Consider the following 16975-nt stretch of genomic DNA (forward strand, 5'->3'; position numbering starts at 1 on the left):
TTCGGCCAATCTCCAACGCGTGCCGCCTGCCAACGCAAACAGAACCGACCGGTCAAATCCGTGTGCAGTGCCACTAGGCGAGCCGGATACGATCGACGTCGGTCGATCGATCAGGAACATAATCGGCTCCGCCGATTAGTCTGGATACGATCTTCGATCGATCCTAAGTGGCACAACCAAACGCCATTGCGGGGCGATTTCAGCCACGCTAAATCCGTACCATGACCAAGACCGCTCCCGATATCCTGCGCATCGCCGTCGCCCAGCTCAACCCGACCGTCGGCGACGTCGCCGGCAATCTGGCAAAGGCGCGCGAGGCGAGGGCGGACGCGGCGCGCCAGGGCGCCGATCTGGTGCTCTACACCGAGCTCTTCCTCGCCGGCTATCCGCCGGAAGACCTGGTGCTGAAGCCTTCCTTCCTGAAGGCTTGCGAGAAGGCGGCGCAGGACCTCGCCGAGGACACCGCCGATGGCGGGCCGGGCGTCATCGTCGGCACGCCGCTGAAGCGCCGGACCGGCACGCATAACTCGATCGTCTTCGCCGACGGCGGCAAGATCATCGCCGAGCGCTACAAGCTCGACCTGCCGAATTATGGCGAGTTCGACGAGAAGCGCGTCTTCCAGGCCGGACCGGAGCTGCAGGGTCCGGTGAATTTCCGCAGCGTGCGCATCGGCATTCCGATCTGCGAGGACATCTGGGGCGACGTCGCCGTGTGCGAGACGCTGGCCGAAAGCGGCGCCGAGATCCTGCTGGTGCCGAACGGCTCTCCCTACTATCGCGCCAAGATCGACGTCCGCCACCAGGTCGTCATCCGCCAGGTCATCGAGACCGGCCTGCCGATGATCTATGCCAACCAGCTCGGCGGCCAGGACGAGCTGATCTTCGACGGCGCCTCGTTCGCCATCGGGGCCGACAAGACGCTGGCCTTTCAGATGAGCCAGTTCGAGGAGGCGGTCGCCGTCACCACCTGGAAACGGAAAGGCGATCATTGGGTCTGCTCGGAAGGCCCGATGTCGAAGATCCCCGAGCGTGAAGAGGCCGACTACCGGGCCTGCATGCTGGGTCTGCGCGACTACGTCAACAAGAACGGTTTCAAGAACGTCGTGCTCGGCCTCTCCGGCGGCATCGACTCGGCGATCTGCGCGGCTTTGGCCGTCGATGCGCTGGGCGAAGAGCGGCTGCGCACCGTCATGATGCCCTACCGCTATACGTCGAAGGATTCGCTGAAGGACGCCGAGGACTGCGCGCGCGCGCTTGGCTGTCGCTATGACATCGTGCCGATCTCCGAGCCGGTCGAAGGCTTCAGGCACGCGCTGACCCAGCTCTTCGAAGGCACCCAGGAAGGCATAACCGAGGAAAACCTGCAGAGCCGCGCCCGCGGCACGATCCTGATGGCGATCTCCAACAAGTTCGGCTCGATGGTGGTCACCACCGGCAATAAGAGCGAGATGTCGGTCGGCTACGCCACGCTCTACGGCGACATGAATGGCGGCTTCAACCCGATCAAGGATCTCTACAAGATGCAGGTCTACGCGCTGTCGCGCTGGCGCAACAACCATGTGCCGCCGGGTGCGCTCGGACCGTCAGGCGAAGTGATCCCCAACAACATCATCGACAAGGCGCCGTCGGCGGAGCTGCGCGAGAACCAGACCGACCAGGATTCGCTGCCGCCCTATCCGGTGCTGGACGACATTCTGGAATGCCTGGTGGAGAACGAGATGGGCGTCGACGACATCGTCGCACGCGGCCACGACCGAGCGACGGTGACGCGCGTCGAGCACCTGCTCTACATCGCCGAATACAAGCGCCGCCAGGCGGCGCCCGGCGTGAAGATCACACGGAAGAATTTCGGCCGCGACCGCCGTTATCCGATCACCAACCGGTTCCGGGACCGCGGCTAGTCCGCGAGATTGCGCGCGCATGCAGGATGTTGAAATCAGTTTCGACCTGTCGCGGATCGATTTCCGGGCAACCTCCGACCAGCTCATGCAAAGCTATTGGGGCGCATCCAGAACCGACGAGGCCCACCGTCGCGCCTTCGACAACTCGCTTTGCGTCGGCGCCTATCTTGACGGCAGGCAAGTCGGCTTTGCCCGCGCGATCACCGACTACACCGTCTTTGCCTACGTTGCCGACGTCATCATCTGGCCGGAACATCGCGGACAGGGGATCGGCAAGCGGCTCGTCCAGGCGCTGATCGATCACCCGGAGGTCGGGATGGTGACGCATTGGAGCCTTTCGACCAACGATGCCCACAGCCTCTACGAGAAGTTTGGGTTCAAGGCGTCGACCGACGGGCGCTACATGCGGCTGGATCGCAAGCCGACAGCCTGACTGGCCAATGCCCGCACAACCCGCCGTTGTTGCAAATTCGTCGCAGTGCTTGGACCAGATGTCGTTTTGGCGACGGGCCGACTTGGCGATCGGCTGATGCCTGCCTATAACAACCTTTCCGCGATTCCCTTCCGGGAGGACCGTATGGCAGGATTTGACATCGTTATGCGAGGCCGCGAGGCCTAGGTCGGCGCCGGCGCTCCGAGGGTTTCTCGGAGAGCCGGACGCGGAACAGGCATTTGCCGCTGCCGGTCGCCGCCTCAGGGCAGGTGACCTACCATACTGAACCTCCCGCTTTCAGGGTCGCCGCAAGGCGCGGTCGCGGGTTTTCCAATTCGATTTTTACCGGGACCGGGCTCGTTTGCGCCCGTATGACATCATGGCTCGTTTCAAGATCGACCTGCGCGCAAGCGCCTTTCGCAGCGTGCTTGGCTTCACGTTCAGCCACTGGCGCCACCAGCCGTGGCGGCTTTCGCTCATCATGGGCGCCTTCCTGCTCTCGACGCTCGCCGACGTGCTGACACCCTTCTACTCCGGCCGCCTGGTCGATGCCGTCGCCAGCGGCGCCGGAACCGACGCAGTCGCCTGGAATGCAGCGATGACGGCGTTCTCGACCTTGATGGCGCTGGCGCTGGCTGGCGTCGTGCTGCGCAATGTCGCGTTCCTGTGTATCGTCGAGTTGACGCTGAAGATGATGTCGGACATCGCCGCCGATGCCTTCCATCGGGTGCAGCGCTTCTCGACGGACTGGCACGCCAACAGCTTTGCCGGATCGACGGTGCGCAAGATAACGCGCGGCATGTGGGCGCTGGACCTGCTCAACGACACGATCCTGATCGCGCTGCTGCCGTCGGTCGTCATGCTCGTGGGTTCGACACTGCTGCTTGGCTGGTTCTGGCCGTTGATGGGGGCCGTGGTGGCCGCCGGTTCGGTGCTGTTCATCGCCCTCACGGCGATGCTGTCGCTCGGCTATGTCGCGCCTGCCGCACGGCTCGCCAACAGCTGGGACACGCGGCTGGGCGGCTCGCTGGCGGACGCGGTGAGCTGCAACGCCGTCGTCAAGGGCTTCGGCGCGGAGGCTCGCGAGGAAGCGCGGCTGGCGCGCGTCGTCGCCAAATGGCGCCTGCGCACCGGCCGCACCTGGATGCGCGGCACCGCCAACGGCACCACGCAAGGAGCGCTGCTGCTGCTGATGCGGGCGGCGGTGATCGGTCTTGCCCTCATGTTGTGGGCCTGGGGCCAGGCGAGCGCCGGCGACGTCGCCTTCGTGCTGACCTCGTTCTTCGTGCTGCAGGGCTATCTGCGCGACATCGGCACGCATATCCGCAACCTGCAGCGCTCGATCAACGACATGGAGGAACTGGTCGACTTCCAGTCCGAGCCGCTCGGCATAGAGGACCGGCCCGGCGCTCGCCCGATCCGGATCAGCGACGGGCACATCGCCTTCGACAAGGTGACGTTCCACTACGGCACCCACCTTCTGCCGCTTTACCGCGATTTCTCAGTCGATATCGCGGCCGGCGAGCGCATCGGACTGGTCGGGCATTCGGGCTCGGGCAAGACGACGTTCGTCAAGCTGATCCAGCGGCTCTATGATGTGAATGCCGGGCGGATTCTGATCGACGGGCAGGACATCTCGCAGGTCGAGCAGGCTTCGTTGCGCAGCCAGATCGCCATCGTCCAGCAGGAGCCGATCCTGTTCCACCGGTCGCTCGCCGAGAACATTGCCTATGCCAGGCCCGGCGCCAGCCAGGCCGAGATCGAGCATGCGGCCAGGCTCGCGAGCGCTCATGATTTCATCACCAGCCTGCCCAAGGGCTATGGAACCCTGGTCGGCGAGCGTGGCGTGAAGTTGTCGGGCGGCGAGCGCCAGCGCGTGGCGATCGCCCGCGCCTTCCTGGCCGACGCGCGCATCCTGATCCTGGACGAGGCGACATCGAGCCTCGATTCGGAATCGGAAGTCCTGATCCAGAAGGCGATGGAGCGATTGATGGTCGGGCGCACGACCCTGGTGATCGCGCACCGGCTCTCGACGGTGCGCGCGCTCGACCGGCTGCTGGTCTTCGATCGCGGGCGTATCGCCGAGGAAGGTTCGCACGACGACCTGATCCGGCTGAACGGCGGCATCTACCGGCGGCTGTTCGAGCGTCAGGCGCTCGAGCTGACCAAGGGCCTCGTCGCCTGAGGAAAGCGATGGCGCCCGGCTTGGCGGGCGTCATCAGCCGCAACGCGGTTGCAACCGCTCTCCCGGCATGCGGTTAAAGGGGTTCAATATGTTTTTCAAATTACTTTATATATATTGAGATTTTTAGGAAATTATATTTTAGTTTTTAGCTATTCACGTACGTTCAAACAATGATTTAAATGTATTTACAGAAAAGAAAATCAGATATGGCAGAAGGCCTCTTGGAGATTTTTGCAGGGAAGCCGACCGGATGGAGATTTCCTTTGGGAAGCACGGCCGCCTTTAGCGCTTTCGTATAGGCAATCATAATGAATCTTGTCTCCGCAAAAGCGGTTCCGGGACAGGTGGTTGCGCCGCTGGAATCCCAGCATGGCTCGGTTCGGCCTTTAGCCGCCGGCGATCTCGAGCAGGTCGCCGCGCTGTTCCTGATGAAGTTTCGTCATCGTCGCCGCCAGCGCGATCGCGCGATCGTGCAGACGGCGGACTATATGAGGGGGCTTTACCTGAACGGGGATGAGAGCAAGGCTCTTGTCCAAATCAATCCGCAGGGCCGCTTGGGTGGCTTCATGGGCGTTCTGAAAGCCCGCTATGAGCTCAATGGAAGGGCATTGAGCGCGGCCATCATCGGTCCCTTCATGACCGACTCCAGCACCGATCACGGTTGGGCCGGCCCGCAATTGCTGCGTGCCCTGCATCAAGGCGAATTCGATCTATACCTGACCGATTCCGCCAACCGGACATCCTTGGCCTTCGCGCGCCCGATGAAGTATCAGCTGCTGCCGGTGCATTGCCTGGAATGGACCTGTATTTTCCGGCCGGGCGCCATGGCCGCCGCCGTGCTGCGCCGTAAATGGCCCGGGCTGCCTCGCCTGGCGCTCGATCCTTGCGCGAGAGCGTTCGACGCTCTTGCAAGAAGAAGGTTCGAGCCATCGGCCCAGCATTCGTCGTCCCAACGGATCCACCGGGAGCCGATCGATGCGACCCAATTTGCGGAGCAACTGCCTGCCCTCATGACCGATTACTCCCTTCGGCCGAGTTGGACGGACGGGGAGTTGCCGCGGCTGCTCGCGCTGGCGGCCGAGAAACGAGCCGACGGGCCACTTCATTTCGGCGGGACTTACGACGAAACGGGCAGGATGCTGGGCTGCTACGCCTTCTACGGCCAGGCTGGCTGCATCGCGAACCTGTTGCAAATCCAGGCATCCGGATCCCATTGGGGCGTGACGCTGGAGGGCCTCATCGCGGCTGCGCGGGAGATGGGTTGCGTCGGCATCACCGGGCAGACGCAGAACCGGTTCATGCCGCAACTCTTCGGCCACAAGGACGTCTTCTTCCGCTATGCCGGGGGCACGATGGTCCGCTCGCGCATCGCCGAGGTCACCGAAGCGGTCCGCTCCGGCGACATTTTCATCGGCGGGTTGATGGGCGATCGCTGGACCCGGCTCAGTTCCGACGATTTTGGCCGTGCCTGACCGGGTCAGGCGAACTTGCGCGGCGCGGCGCAGAAGCCGGCAATGATCTGGCAAAGGTCGGGTTCGTTGACCATCCGGATGGCTTCGTTCGGGCCAACCCATTTGCGCGTTCGCGCGCGCTTCTCTTTCCAGCGATCCGCGACGCGGTCGACATGCAGCGGAAAGACCAGTACCTCGCAAGGCACTTCCTCGCCGGAGGCGAGGACCTTGGCATAGAAATAGCGGCCGGCTTCAACATGCGATATGGAGCCGCGCAGTCCGGCTTCCTCGCCTGCTTCGCGAGCGGCGGCTTCGCAAAGCGGCTCCCTGGCTTCGGGCCAACCCTTGGGCAGCACCCAGCGACCGGTGTCGCGGCTGGTGATCAGCATGATCTCGACGCCGTTCTCGCTCTCGCGCCAAGGCAAGGCGGCAACCTGAAGGCGACAAGGCGCGACGCCAAAGAGCCGCCGGACTCTTTCGGCCATCAGGTTGTGCGTCGTCGGCCTCGTCAACATGGTAAGAAGCTGCCCCAGCCTCCAGAATCATTTGCCATCTTACGAATCTTACGGCGAATTGTGGGCTTTAAAAGTAAAAAACTTCACTCTGTCGGAAAATCTCACCAGAAAAAGTCAATCCTGCAAAGTAGTCGTGCTCGTTGGCACGACTACACGACCCAGGTTTAAGGCAGATTCTCTGGAGAATAAGATGGCCGTTCAGCCGGCGTGATCGTCCGCGATCGGCTTCTGGTAAGTGAAGCCCATGTCCCATGGGAAGTAGATCCAGGTGTCCTGACTGACTTCAGTGACGAACGTGTCGACCAGCGGACGGCCCTTCGGCTTGGCATAGACCGTCGCGAAATGCGCCTTCGGCATCATCGCGCGCACTATGCCGGCCGTCTTGCCGGTATCGGTCAGGTCGTCGATGATCAGCACGCCGGCCCCGTCATCGGCGAGCAGCGGAGGCGAAATCTCCTTCAGGACCTGCAATTGACCCTGGCTGGTGTAGTCATGATAGGAGGCGACGCACACCGTCTCGATGACGCGGATGCCGAGCTCGCGCGCGATGATGGCGGCGGGCACCAGGCCGCCGCGCGTGATGCAGACGATCGCCTTCCATTGTCCCTTGTTGGCGCCGGACAGCCGCCAGGAAAGCGCGCGGGCGTCGCGGTGGAACTGGTCCCAGGAGACGGGGAAGGCTTTTTCGGGAAGGGACATGTTCGCGCACTCCGCAAGCGCGCACCATCAGCGCGCAGAAACAATGGAATGCAGGCGGAATTAGCTGGAAAGCCTTGCTCTTGGCAAGGGACAGCGGGTGGACGTCCCCTGTCACGCTTTTTCCCGGAATTGCTCCGGCGTCACCGCGACAGGAAAGCGGCTACATTCGTGCTGCGCAGTACCGTGCGGGTAACGCCGCCGAACAGGAGCTGGCGCAGCCAGGAGTGGCTGTAGGCGCCGAGCACGAGCAGGTCGGTGCCGGATTCGGCCATCCTCGACTGGATGATGTCGTCGATTGCCGAGCCATCCGACTTCTGCACCGAGACGCTGACATTGGCGCCGTGGCGCGACAGGGCGGCCGCGATCTCGGCGCCGGCTGCCTCGGGGGATTCGTCCAGGCTCTCGGGCGGATCGATGACGAGAATGTCGGTCTTGTCGGCCTCGGCAATGAAGGGCAGGGCGTCGAAGGCCGCGCGTGCCGCTTCCTTGCTGCCGTTCCAGGCCAGCAACACACGCCTGAAGGTTGTCACCAGCGGGCCGTCATGCGGCACGACCAGCACCGGCCGGCCGGCATCGTAGACCAGCGTGTCGACATCGGCGCTCGGATCGCCGCCGGTGTCACGCTGAGCGGCGATGATCAGATCGGCGGCGCGCACGCTCGATATGCCGGTCAGCGCGCTGTCGCCGGAAAAGCTCTCCAGGCTTCGCCATTCGAAGGAGAGGCCGGATTCCTCGATCCGCTTCAGGAAATAGGCGTGTAACTTGTCGGCGCGCTCCTTGTTCATCTCGGCCGAGACCTGCAGGAATTCGGTATCGGGAAAGCCCGTGGCCGATGTGTAGGGCACGGGAAGCGCCTCGGCATGGATGCCGACGAGATGGCTCTCGAATCTTTCGGCAAGCGGAAGGGCGCAATCGAGCACGCGCTCGGCGTCCTGTTCGTTCTGCAAAATGGCCACGATCGTCTTGAAGCGCATGGCTGGTCCCTCAATTGTTTGCCCCGCGCATCCGCGCGGCAAGGGAACGCCTCAGCGCATTGACTGGTTCCAGCCGCGGATCAGCCTGCCTTGGCCAAGCCCGCCACCATCGCCTCGACGTCCTTGCGCGCGGCCTCGAGCGCTTCCTCGCTGCGGGCGCGGACGACGAGCTCGGTCCAGAACTTGCCGTCGCCATATTTGGGATAAGAGCCGATGATGGTGCCTGGATGCGCCTTCTGGATCTCGGCCAGCGGCCCACCGATCAGGCCCTCGCCGAAGGGGCAGTGCACCGCGGCCGACAGCATTTTGGTGCCGGCCTTGAGCGTCGGCACCACATTGTCGAGCATGGCCTGGAAGATCGACGGTACGCCGGCCATGACGTGGACGTTGCCGATGCGGAAGCCCGGCGCGACCGAGACGGGATTGTCGATATGGTCGGCGCCGCGCGGCATGCGCGCCATGCGCTTGCGCGCTTCGGTGAACTCGATGCCGCGCCCGGCATAGCTTGCTTCGAGCAGCGCATAGGCCTTGGCGTCGTATTCGCAAGGCACGCCGAAGGCCTTGGCGATGGAGTCGGCGGTGATGTCGTCATGCGTCGGGCCGATGCCGCCGGTGGTAAAGACGTAGGTATAGCGGGCACGCACGGCATTCACCGCCGCAACGATCTCCTCCTCCTCGTCGGGGACGATGCGCACTTCTTTCAGGTCGATGCCGATCGCCGTCATGATATCGGCGAGATGGCCGATGTTCTTGTCCTTGGTGCGGCCGGAGAGGATTTCGTCGCCGATGACGAGCATGGCGGCGGTGACGATTTCAGGCATGGCGGGCTCCGGCAGCAAAGGTCGCCTGAGATAACGCGGCCCGCGGCCGGCCGCAATGCGAAAGCCGGATCCTTGTGGCGGCGGCCGTTGCGGATATGGTGCGGTCGGTCGGCTTGGGGTGAAAACATGCTGATGTCGTTTGTCTTGTGGTTGCTCGCCGGCTTGCTCGTCGCGGCGGCGCTTGCCGTGATCGCCGTGACGGTTGCGACCTGGCGGATCGCGGCAAAGGCCGAAAGACTGGTGCCGGCTTGCGGCAAATTCGTCGAGATCGACGGCAAGCGCATCCACTATGTGGAAGAGGGCGACGGCAGGCCGATCGTCTTTGTGCACGGGCTGGGCGCTCAACTCCACCACTTCCGCCAGACGCTGTTCGGCCGCTTCGGTCCTGGCTACCGGCTGATCGCCCTCGACCGGCCGGGCTCGGGCTATTCAGTTCGGGCAAGCGGGGCCACCGGCCGGCTGCCCGAGCAGGCTGACATCGTGCGGCGCTTCATCGACGAATTGCGCCTGGAACGGCCTTTGGTCGTCGGCCATTCGCTCGGCGGGCCATCGCGCTTGCGCTGGCGATCGGGCATCCGACAGCGATTTCCGGCGTTGCGCTGCTCTCGCCGCTGACGCATCAGGAAGCGAGGGGGCGTCAGGGATTTGACCTGCTCTATGTTCCGTCACGGCTGCTGCGCCGCGTCCTGGCCCACACGGTGGCGATACCGCTCAGCCTCCGTTACGCGCAGCCGACGCTGCGGTTCATTTTCGCGCCGCAAGCGGTTCCGGCCGACTACATGATCGGCGGCGGCGGATGGCTTGGGCTGCGTCCGTCCCACTATTTCGCCACGTCCACCGATGTCGTGGCCGTGGAACGGGATCTTGGCGAAATCGAACGGTCTTACCGCGAAATAGCGATGCCGGCAGGCATTCTGTTCGGCACCGGCGACCGAGTGATCGCCGAGGCCGTGCACGGCGAACCGATGCTGGACAAGATCGAGGGCCTCGACTTTGAGCGGATCGAAGGCCTGGGCCACATGCCGCAATTTTCGGATCCTGAACGGGTCGTCGCCTTCGTCCAGCGTATCGCCGCGCGCGCTTTCGCGCATTGACCGCAATTGACCTTGGCGGGGGCTCGCGGCTCTTCACGCGGCGTCACGCAAATGTGTCGGACATTCTGTCCCACCCGGAATTTCCAGCGGAACCTTCGCACCCAACCCAGGGTTTCGATGGTGTCGCCAGGGCCTTGGTGCCCGATTTTCTGGCGATCAAGAGAATGGAGAATCCAATGATTACAAGACTCATTGCAGCTTCGGCGCTGGTGCTGGCCATGGGTGGCGCAGCCATGGCGCAGTCGTCCGATGACTGGTGGTGGTGGCACCGCGACCATCGTCCCGACACGAGCCAGCAGGTAGATCCCTATACCACAGGCAGCATCAATGGCGGCTCCGGGCTGACCACCTATGGCCATACCGGTGGCATGGGGCCGTGCGCCCACAACACACCCGGTCCGGATGCCAACTCGCAACAGAACGTCAACGATCATTACTGCGGTAAGTAGCGCCGCATAGCCACCGTCGGCCGGTGTGAGGCCTTCCGGCTTCGCCGGTCGCGGGGCGGTTGCAACTCGCTTAGTCGGAGACTTCGGTTTGCGGGCGGTCGCGGCCGTCGGCGAGTTCGTCGTGCCACGTGCCTTCGGCGTCCTCATATTGGATGCCGTCGGTGGTGCCGGCAACCTGCTGCTCGGACGAGGCGATCTCGGCGGCGCGCAGCGCTTCCTGGTGCGTGCGGAAAGTCTCGGAAAATGTCGAGCCGACCTTGTAGGCCCAGCCGCCATCATGCTCGACGATCTTGTAAGTCAGCTTCGCCATGGAATCCTCCGGTTAAGAAGCATGCTCAGTGCAGCTTTCCGTCGGGCAGCCTATCTTCGGGAACCAGAACTTCCGATTCCCTGGCCGCCTCGACAAGGGCGCGACGCGCGTCCGCTGTCGAACGATAACCTTCCAGCGCTTTGAGGCAAGTGTCGAGAGCATAACGATGGCGATCGCCGCGATTGAGCGGCCAAACGGTCATCAGGCACTCGGCAGCTTCGCGGGTGCTGCTTATCTGGCGGTATTTGCCGACATGGCCGAGCTCGACCACCACCGGTTTTTCAAAGGGTTTGTTGTCCATCATGGCCGCCAACGTAAAGCGGCCAAATTGGTTGCAGTTGTGGCGATGATCCTGCGCCCAAACGTCTCAGGACTGTGCCGATTCCCGGTTCTGTTTTGACGCAATTGCGGACGGAAGGCCACGGCGAAGCCGCCGAGCCTGACCGTGTCACACTTTTCTTGAAATTGCTCGAGGCTGCGTTGACATTCAGGTGATGCCGGCCTGCGAACGATGGTTTTCCTGCGCTTCCGGTGCTCACGTACTTAAGTACGCTCCGCTCCGGTTCTCGGAAACCATCGTTCTCGGCTCGGCCTGACCTGAATCTCAACAAACCCTAGCCGGCGGCTTTCATCCAATGCCGCATCGTCGTCACCGAACGTGCCAGCTGCGGCGCCGGATGGATTTCCTCGCCGAAGGCGGCGGCCGCGCGCCAGCCCCAGCGTGGGTCGGCGAGGAATGCGCGCGCCAGCGCCACCATGTCGGCACGGCCGTCGGCGACGATTGCCTCCGCCTGGCTCGGATCGTCGATCAGCCCCACGGCGCGCGTTGGAATGCCGGCGCCGTTGCGCACGGCCTCCGCCAGATGCACCTGGTAGCCGGGGCCGGGCGGCACCTGCTGCAGGGGCGAATTGCCGCCGCTGGAGCAGCAGATATAGGCAATGCCCTCGGCCTTCAGCGCCTTGGCCACCTCGATCGCGTCCTCGATGTCGAAACCGCCTTCGACCCATTCCTTAACCGAAAGGCGCGCCCCCAGCATCATGGACGGGGCGGTCTTCCTCACCGCCCTGGCGATTTCGAGAGCGAAGCGCATGCGGTTTTCCAGCGACCCGCCCCAACGGTCGGTACGCTGGTTGGAGAGCGGCGAGAGGAACTGGAAGATCAGATAGCCATGCGCGGCGTGCAGTTCGGCAAACTCGAAGCCGGCGCGTTCGGCGCGCACGGCCGCCTGCGCAAAACGTGCAATGAGCTCCAGGATTTCGTCCTCCTCCAACGCATGCGGCACGTTCCAGCCGGTGTCGTAAGCGATGGCCGAGGCCGAAACCGTCTGCCAAGGATCTTCGCCCGGCTGCAGCGGACCGCCGCCTTCCCAGGGTTTGCGGTTGGAGGCCTTGCGGCCGGCATGGGCAAGCTGGACACCGAACTTCGTGCCGGGCGCGGCGACGCGCCTGGCGGCGTCGAGCGTGCGCTTCGCGGCCGCCTCGTTGTCGTCCGAATAGAGGCCAAGGCAGCCATGCGAGATGCGCCCGCGCCGCTCGACATCGGTCATCTCGACGGTCACCATGCCGGCGCCCGACATTGCCAGGTTCATCCAATGATGGAGATGCCAGTCGCTGGCCGAGCCGTCCTCGGCCGAATACTGGCACATGGGGGCAACCGCGATGCGGTTGGGGAAGGTGAGGCCGCCGAGGGTGATCGGCTGGAAAAGCGATGACGTCATGTGAAACGGGCTCCTGGAGAGATACCGCTATCTAGGCAGTCGCGGCGCGGCGCGCCAGACACGAGCCGGTGAGACTCCCCGCTGGACCAATCGGTTTCGAGGCCAGTCGGAGTCCAGGCCAGTCGGTTTCCTGGATTGCCTGCGACACCTTTCATCGCTACGCCTTTGCGACCAATACGGAGGTCGTCATGGAAGATCGCATTCGCATCCGTTCGCAGGAGGTCCTTTCGGACGACTGGGCGGTGCTGAAGAAGACGGTGCTCGACTATCGCCGCCGCGACGGGCGATGGGAGACGCAGACCCGCCAGACCTACGACCGCGGCGACGGCGCGGTGATCCTGCCCTTCGATCCGCAGCGCTCGACCGTCCTCTTGGTGCGTCAATTCCGCTTCCCGGCTTACGCTGTAGGCCACCACGAGCCGCTGATCGAGGCCTGCGCCGGCTTGCTCGACGAGAACGATCCCGAAACCGCCATTCGCAAGGAGGCGGAAGAGGAACTGGGTTATCACCTGAAGGATGTCGAGCGGCTGTTTTCGCCGTTCATGAGCCCGGGCAGCGTGACGGAACGGCTCTGGTTCTTCACCGCGCGCTATTCGCCGGCCGACCGCATTTCCGACGGCGGCGGCGCGCCGGAGGAGGGCGAGGACATCGAGGTTCTGGAAATGCCCTTGGACGAGGCGCTGGCCGGCATCGCCGACGGCCGCATCGTCGACGCCAAGACGATCATCTTGATCCAGCATTTGAAGCTCAACCCGATGATGGGTTGAGAAAACGAGGGCGCTGGTTGCGCCATAGGACAACAAAAGTGGTTGTCTTTCCGACGGCGGTTATTGGGCGGCAACTGGGGCCAGACCAACAAAGGCGAACAACGGGCCGATATCGTGGGCGTCCGCCGCTTTCAACGCCGCGATGTACGCGACACGTCGTTCGTTCATTTTTTGAAGATCTGAGCCCGCAGTCCAGTCGATAGGGGCGGTCCCGTAGATTTTGTCGAGAACGACATCCGCCATAATGCGCGCGTGGCGGCCATTGCCATTCGGAAACGGATGAATGAACACCATCCGGTGATGCAGGCGCACGGCGGCTTCGATTGGCGGGTAGGTTTTGTGATCCGCCCAATATTGGGCGTCGTCCATCAGACCGCGCAATTGAACGCCGATCTGCACCGGGTCGACACCAATGTTTTTTCCCGTCTTTCGAAAACTCCCTGCCCAATCCCACACATCGCCAAACAGGCGTCGATGAAGCTCTACCGCAAAATCGTCGGTGAGGATGTCACTCCGCCGCGTGCGCGCGAGCCAGCGAAACCCTGAGGTAATATTGGCGTGCTCAAGCTCGTCCAGTTGACCTTGCGTGGTGAGATGTTTGTGCCGCAGCCCGCCGATCTCGTTGGGATCGAGGGGCGTTGCTCCTTCAGGATATTCGAGCTTGATCGTCACTTGTCCTCCCAAAAGTCTGGAGGCATTTCATAGATCAGCTCGTTCACAATGCGAGCGATCTCATGCTTAGTGCCACTGTCCGAAACGGCCTGGTTCTCAAGCGCCATGTGCTTGCCGGCAGCGGTGACGATAGCCTCTGCCTTTTTTCGGGCTTGAGCCATGATTATGTTATCGACCGCGACGGGCGGCTCGAAGGCATAGACGAACTTGCAACCCATGGCCTCAGCGGTTGCCTTCATAGATTTCAACGTCACGCCGCCTTGGAGTTCGGCTTTCTCGGCCTGAGCGATGCGGGCTCGCGTAACGCCCATCCGTTTGGCAAGCTGGGCGCCAGACATGCCAAGGGCCTTGCGTACCGTTCGAATCCAGCCTTCGGCAGGCGTTTCAATATTGCTGCCGCGGGAAAAATCGACAATGGCCTGGTATTGTTCGCGTACAGCGCGTTTCACACTCATTGTAAGCTCACATGTTGACGATATCGGCGACGGTGTAAACCTTTATGTATACAATATAGCGTACTATGTCAATGTATTTATTGACAAGACGCGCTTCCTGCAGCTGCTGGGGCTGATGCGAGTGCGCTTAGCAGTGAAAACCTTGGCCGGCGGTGGCCTCCTACGCCAAGGCTTCATAGGACATTCCTTCCTCCAAGGAGCTTCGCTTGGCCTGCCACCCGAAGCTCCTCCTTCGCCACGGCTTCGGAGGACTCGTCGAAGAGCGAAGGGGTGGTGCGGACGACGGGAATCGAACCCGTACGATCAGGGATCGAGGGATTTTAAGTCCCTTTTTTCTGCGGTGCTTCCCGCTCAACAGTCTGGAAAACCGGGACTTCGAGCTGATGGTGAAGGCCGGTTTTCTCCCACATGTGTGGGAAATCCCCACGATATTTCCCACACAATCAAGTGTGCGAGCCTGCTCCCTTGCTCTTTGCAAAATCCCACACCACGCGTACATGTGCGGGCACTGCGGGCGTGGTGAAATTGGTATACACACCGGACTTAAAATCCGGAGGCCTCGGCCATGCGGGTTCAAGTCCCGCCGCCCGCACCATGCTTCCCATAGGATCAAACGCATCACGGCACGGAGGCAGTTTAAGCATGGCTAGGCGACCAACGAAAAAACCAGCGAAAAAGATGTTGGCCGGACCGCACAGCTTGGCGCTGCGATTGGATGTCATGGGCGTAACCGCATACATGACCAAAGCTGCAATTGAGGAGCTTATCAACGAGCTAGTCAGGATTAGCGCGTCTGATCCGGAGGAACTCCACGATGTGCATGTTGCGATGCACTTCGGCGGCTGGACGCCCTCAGGCGAATACGTCGCGCCGAGTTTCGGCCATCACCATGGGCTTGGATCAATCCTGACCAAACTGCGCAACGAGCAACTGAAGGAGGGCATGACGAAGGCGGAAATCGAACGTGGCATTACGCCAGATGAGGCTTATCGGGCTTTCGATATTACCATCATGCATGTGTCCCCCGAGGTGGTTCAGCGCGTGGTCACCGAAAACGAAGCGGCCGAATAGCAGCAGTAAGCGCGTTCCCACAAGATTTCCCGCATTTTCTCTTTTCGTTGGCCTCGGTATCGGGTGGGAAGATCGCTTCAATGGAGGAAACATAGCGGCGCGATTTCAACAAGTTGGCACGGCAAGTAGCGAGGCAACGCGAGACCCTGCAATGAGTTGAAACCAGGATTTCGGCTACATGAAAGCCGCAGGCTTGCGCGAGTGCGATGAAAGGCTGACATTATCGCTGCAGACGGACCTGTGAAGAGGTAGCAGATGCAATACGCGACGGGGCAGAAGATGAAAGTTGGCGACGAGGTAGTCGCCGATGGGATGCGAGGCTTGATTGTCTGCGATTTTGATAGCCGCGAGTTTGCAGAAGGCTATAAGACTTGGGACATGCCCACGACCGAAATACTCGGCGGCGGCACTCTGTCGTCCGGCGTCATGATCGAAACCGCTGAAGCGGGCTTGATCCACTATGTGGACGGAATCGGCGTGATCGACCACGTCCCATCCCGAATCCGGTAGTCGGCAAACCGCTGCCAACTGTCGCGTTCCGAGTTTATGAGTTCACAGCCTAGTTCGTGGCATTTGTCCCACAGAAATTCCCACATTATCCGTTGCGCGCTGCAAAGGTCGCGCGTGTGCGATGGTCGCCTCTATGCATACGAAACACTGACTCTATGCATACGAAACACTGAGAAGAAACAGCAGGTTATGCTCTCAACTGGAGGTAGCGAAACTTGCCGGCGCACCAAACCATCGCTTGGTCCTAATTTTGTGGCAAGTGAGTGATTTTGTTGAAGGCAGCGGTGACATTTTTTTAAGTCCCTTGCGTCTACCAATTCCGCCACGTCCGCAGGCGTGCCCTTTTCAGATGCCTGATATGAGCCGTCAAGCCATGTTTCGGATCGGCTGGACTTTGTGCCGCCGTCCTGCCCGTTCTCAGGCGCAGATTTAATATTAGTGATATTTAAAATGCCAGTTTCTCCGAACTGATCCCATTAGCGTTTGTGTGCGAGTCTATGGCCGGCTTTGATGGTGGAACCATGCGTGGGCCAGGCTGGATCAGGGGACTGCGGGAGGAGGAGGCGCGGCAGCTGCGCCGCGAGATCGGTCGGCTCGAACGAGGGCTGATCGAGGCCGCCAATTCGAAGGCTAAATGGAACCTGCACGAGGTCGCTCACACGTTGCGCTGGCAAAAGGCCCGGCTGCGGCGGCTGGAGGAGTGCCTCGAGGCCATGCCTGAAGGCAAGAGGGCTTCGGACCGGTCCTGACTGTTCAGCCAAGCATGTCCGCTAGGCGGGGCAGGGCGGTGGGAAAGTGGCGCGATCACGCTATTACGGCCTGCCCTGGGAGCGCTAATGTTTGCGCCGCGGCGGATCGATCCGCCGAGGCCGGCGTCCATCAGGCCCCTACCCATTCCCCCGCACCCTTCCGGCGCCGTCCACCTGAATTTTCAACGCATGCCAGCGGGG

General features: G+C 62.2%; 20 protein-coding genes and 1 tRNA gene. 12 read left to right on the forward strand and 9 right to left on the reverse strand.

Going from position 1 to position 16975, the window contains the following annotated elements; all coding sequences use genetic code 11:
* Positions 1-221: 221 nt before the first annotated feature.
* The 4 genes from FJ980_RS24105 to FJ980_RS24120 all read left to right on the forward strand — a co-directional run bounded on the left by FJ980_RS24105 (position 222) and on the right by FJ980_RS24120 (position 5991).
* Complete coding sequence (locus FJ980_RS24105; protein ID WP_140546230.1) at positions 222-1901, forward strand: NAD+ synthase; 1680 nt, start codon at positions 222-224, stop codon at positions 1899-1901.
* Between the two features lie 19 nt (positions 1902-1920).
* A complete protein-coding gene (locus FJ980_RS24110; protein WP_140546231.1) occupies positions 1921-2334 on the forward strand; it encodes a GNAT family N-acetyltransferase in 414 nt (137 codons plus the stop codon).
* Positions 2335-2713: 379 nt separating this feature from the next.
* Complete coding sequence (locus FJ980_RS24115) at positions 2714-4519, forward strand: ABC transporter ATP-binding protein (protein ID WP_140546232.1); 1806 nt, start codon at positions 2714-2716, stop codon at positions 4517-4519.
* 344 nt (positions 4520-4863) lie between these two features.
* Positions 4864-5991, forward strand: coding sequence for a hypothetical protein (locus FJ980_RS24120; protein ID WP_246676531.1), 1128 nt, complete (start codon positions 4864-4866; stop codon positions 5989-5991).
* 5 nt (positions 5992-5996) lie between these two features.
* On the opposite strand, the gene FJ980_RS24125 is transcribed toward FJ980_RS24120, so the two are convergent.
* The 4 genes from FJ980_RS24125 to FJ980_RS24140 all read right to left on the reverse strand — a co-directional run bounded on the left by FJ980_RS24125 (position 5997) and on the right by FJ980_RS24140 (position 8979).
* Positions 5997-6485: an NUDIX hydrolase gene (locus tag FJ980_RS24125; protein WP_140546234.1), complete on the reverse strand. Its 489-nt coding sequence runs from the start codon at positions 6483-6485 to the stop codon at positions 5997-5999.
* Positions 6486-6683: 198 nt separating this feature from the next.
* The gene (gene gpt, locus FJ980_RS24130; RefSeq protein ID WP_095765134.1) at positions 6684-7184 is read right to left on the reverse strand and encodes a xanthine phosphoribosyltransferase; all 501 of its coding nucleotides are present in this window, start codon (positions 7182-7184) and stop codon (positions 6684-6686) included.
* Positions 7185-7324: 140 nt separating this feature from the next.
* Entirely contained in the window at positions 7325-8158 is an 834-nt protein-coding gene (locus tag FJ980_RS24135; RefSeq protein WP_140546235.1) for a universal stress protein, read from the reverse strand.
* Between the two features lie 80 nt (positions 8159-8238).
* Positions 8239-8979: a competence/damage-inducible protein A gene (locus FJ980_RS24140; RefSeq protein ID WP_140546236.1), complete on the reverse strand. Its 741-nt coding sequence runs from the start codon at positions 8977-8979 to the stop codon at positions 8239-8241.
* A gap of 132 nt (positions 8980-9111) precedes the next feature.
* Between FJ980_RS24140 and FJ980_RS35500 the strand changes: the two genes are divergently transcribed.
* The 3 genes from FJ980_RS35500 to FJ980_RS24150 all read left to right on the forward strand — a co-directional run bounded on the left by FJ980_RS35500 (position 9112) and on the right by FJ980_RS24150 (position 10522).
* Positions 9112-9594: an alpha/beta fold hydrolase gene (locus tag FJ980_RS35500; protein WP_246676533.1), complete on the forward strand. Its 483-nt coding sequence runs from the start codon at positions 9112-9114 to the stop codon at positions 9592-9594.
* 164 nt (positions 9595-9758) lie between these two features.
* Complete coding sequence (locus tag FJ980_RS35505; RefSeq protein WP_246676535.1) at positions 9759-10073, forward strand: hypothetical protein; 315 nt, start codon at positions 9759-9761, stop codon at positions 10071-10073.
* A 176-nt stretch (positions 10074-10249) separates the two neighbouring features.
* A complete protein-coding gene (locus FJ980_RS24150; RefSeq protein ID WP_140546237.1) occupies positions 10250-10522 on the forward strand; it encodes a hypothetical protein in 273 nt (90 codons plus the stop codon).
* A gap of 70 nt (positions 10523-10592) precedes the next feature.
* On the opposite strand, the gene FJ980_RS24155 is transcribed toward FJ980_RS24150, so the two are convergent.
* The 3 genes from FJ980_RS24155 to FJ980_RS24165 all read right to left on the reverse strand — a co-directional run bounded on the left by FJ980_RS24155 (position 10593) and on the right by FJ980_RS24165 (position 12550).
* On the reverse strand, positions 10593-10832 hold the full coding sequence (locus FJ980_RS24155) for a DUF2188 domain-containing protein (protein WP_095765137.1): 240 nt from the start codon (positions 10830-10832) through the stop codon (positions 10593-10595).
* Positions 10833-10857: 25 nt separating this feature from the next.
* Positions 10858-11136, reverse strand: coding sequence for a DUF982 domain-containing protein (locus FJ980_RS24160; protein WP_095765138.1), 279 nt, complete (start codon positions 11134-11136; stop codon positions 10858-10860).
* A gap of 310 nt (positions 11137-11446) precedes the next feature.
* Positions 11447-12550: an NADH:flavin oxidoreductase/NADH oxidase gene (locus FJ980_RS24165; protein ID WP_140546238.1), complete on the reverse strand. Its 1104-nt coding sequence runs from the start codon at positions 12548-12550 to the stop codon at positions 11447-11449.
* Between the two features lie 188 nt (positions 12551-12738).
* Here FJ980_RS24165 and FJ980_RS24170 point away from each other — a divergent pair, with 188 nt between their 5' ends.
* The gene (locus FJ980_RS24170) at positions 12739-13317 is read left to right on the forward strand and encodes an NUDIX domain-containing protein (RefSeq protein WP_140546239.1); all 579 of its coding nucleotides are present in this window, start codon (positions 12739-12741) and stop codon (positions 13315-13317) included.
* 60 nt (positions 13318-13377) lie between these two features.
* Here FJ980_RS24170 and FJ980_RS24175 read toward each other — a convergent pair whose 3' ends face one another.
* Together FJ980_RS24175 and FJ980_RS24180 are read right to left on the reverse strand one after the other, a co-directional pair.
* Entirely contained in the window at positions 13378-13989 is a 612-nt protein-coding gene (locus FJ980_RS24175; protein ID WP_140546240.1) for a mobile mystery protein B, read from the reverse strand.
* Positions 13986-14444, reverse strand: a complete 459-nt coding sequence (locus FJ980_RS24180) for a mobile mystery protein A (RefSeq protein WP_140546241.1) — start codon at positions 14442-14444, stop codon at positions 13986-13988. Before FJ980_RS24180 ends, FJ980_RS24175 begins: the two co-directional genes overlap by 4 nt.
* Positions 14445-14954: 510 nt before the next feature.
* Here FJ980_RS24180 and FJ980_RS24185 point away from each other — a divergent pair.
* From FJ980_RS24185 to FJ980_RS24200, 4 genes are all read left to right on the forward strand, one after another.
* Positions 14955-15039, forward strand: a tRNA-Leu gene (locus FJ980_RS24185).
* Positions 15040-15086: 47 nt separating this feature from the next.
* Positions 15087-15515: a hypothetical protein gene (locus FJ980_RS24190; RefSeq protein ID WP_140546242.1), complete on the forward strand. Its 429-nt coding sequence runs from the start codon at positions 15087-15089 to the stop codon at positions 15513-15515.
* 255 nt (positions 15516-15770) lie between these two features.
* Positions 15771-16025: a hypothetical protein gene (locus FJ980_RS24195; protein ID WP_140546243.1), complete on the forward strand. Its 255-nt coding sequence runs from the start codon at positions 15771-15773 to the stop codon at positions 16023-16025.
* Between the two features lie 497 nt (positions 16026-16522).
* Positions 16523-16774 carry a hypothetical protein gene (locus tag FJ980_RS24200; protein ID WP_246673181.1) on the forward strand — a complete coding sequence of 84 codons (252 nt, stop codon included), beginning with the start codon at positions 16523-16525 and terminating at the stop codon, positions 16772-16774.
* Positions 16775-16975: the final 201 nt, after the last annotated feature.

It is taken from the genome of Mesorhizobium sp. B1-1-5, from assembly GCF_006443065.1.
GTDB lineage: Bacteria > Pseudomonadota > Alphaproteobacteria > Rhizobiales > Rhizobiaceae > Mesorhizobium.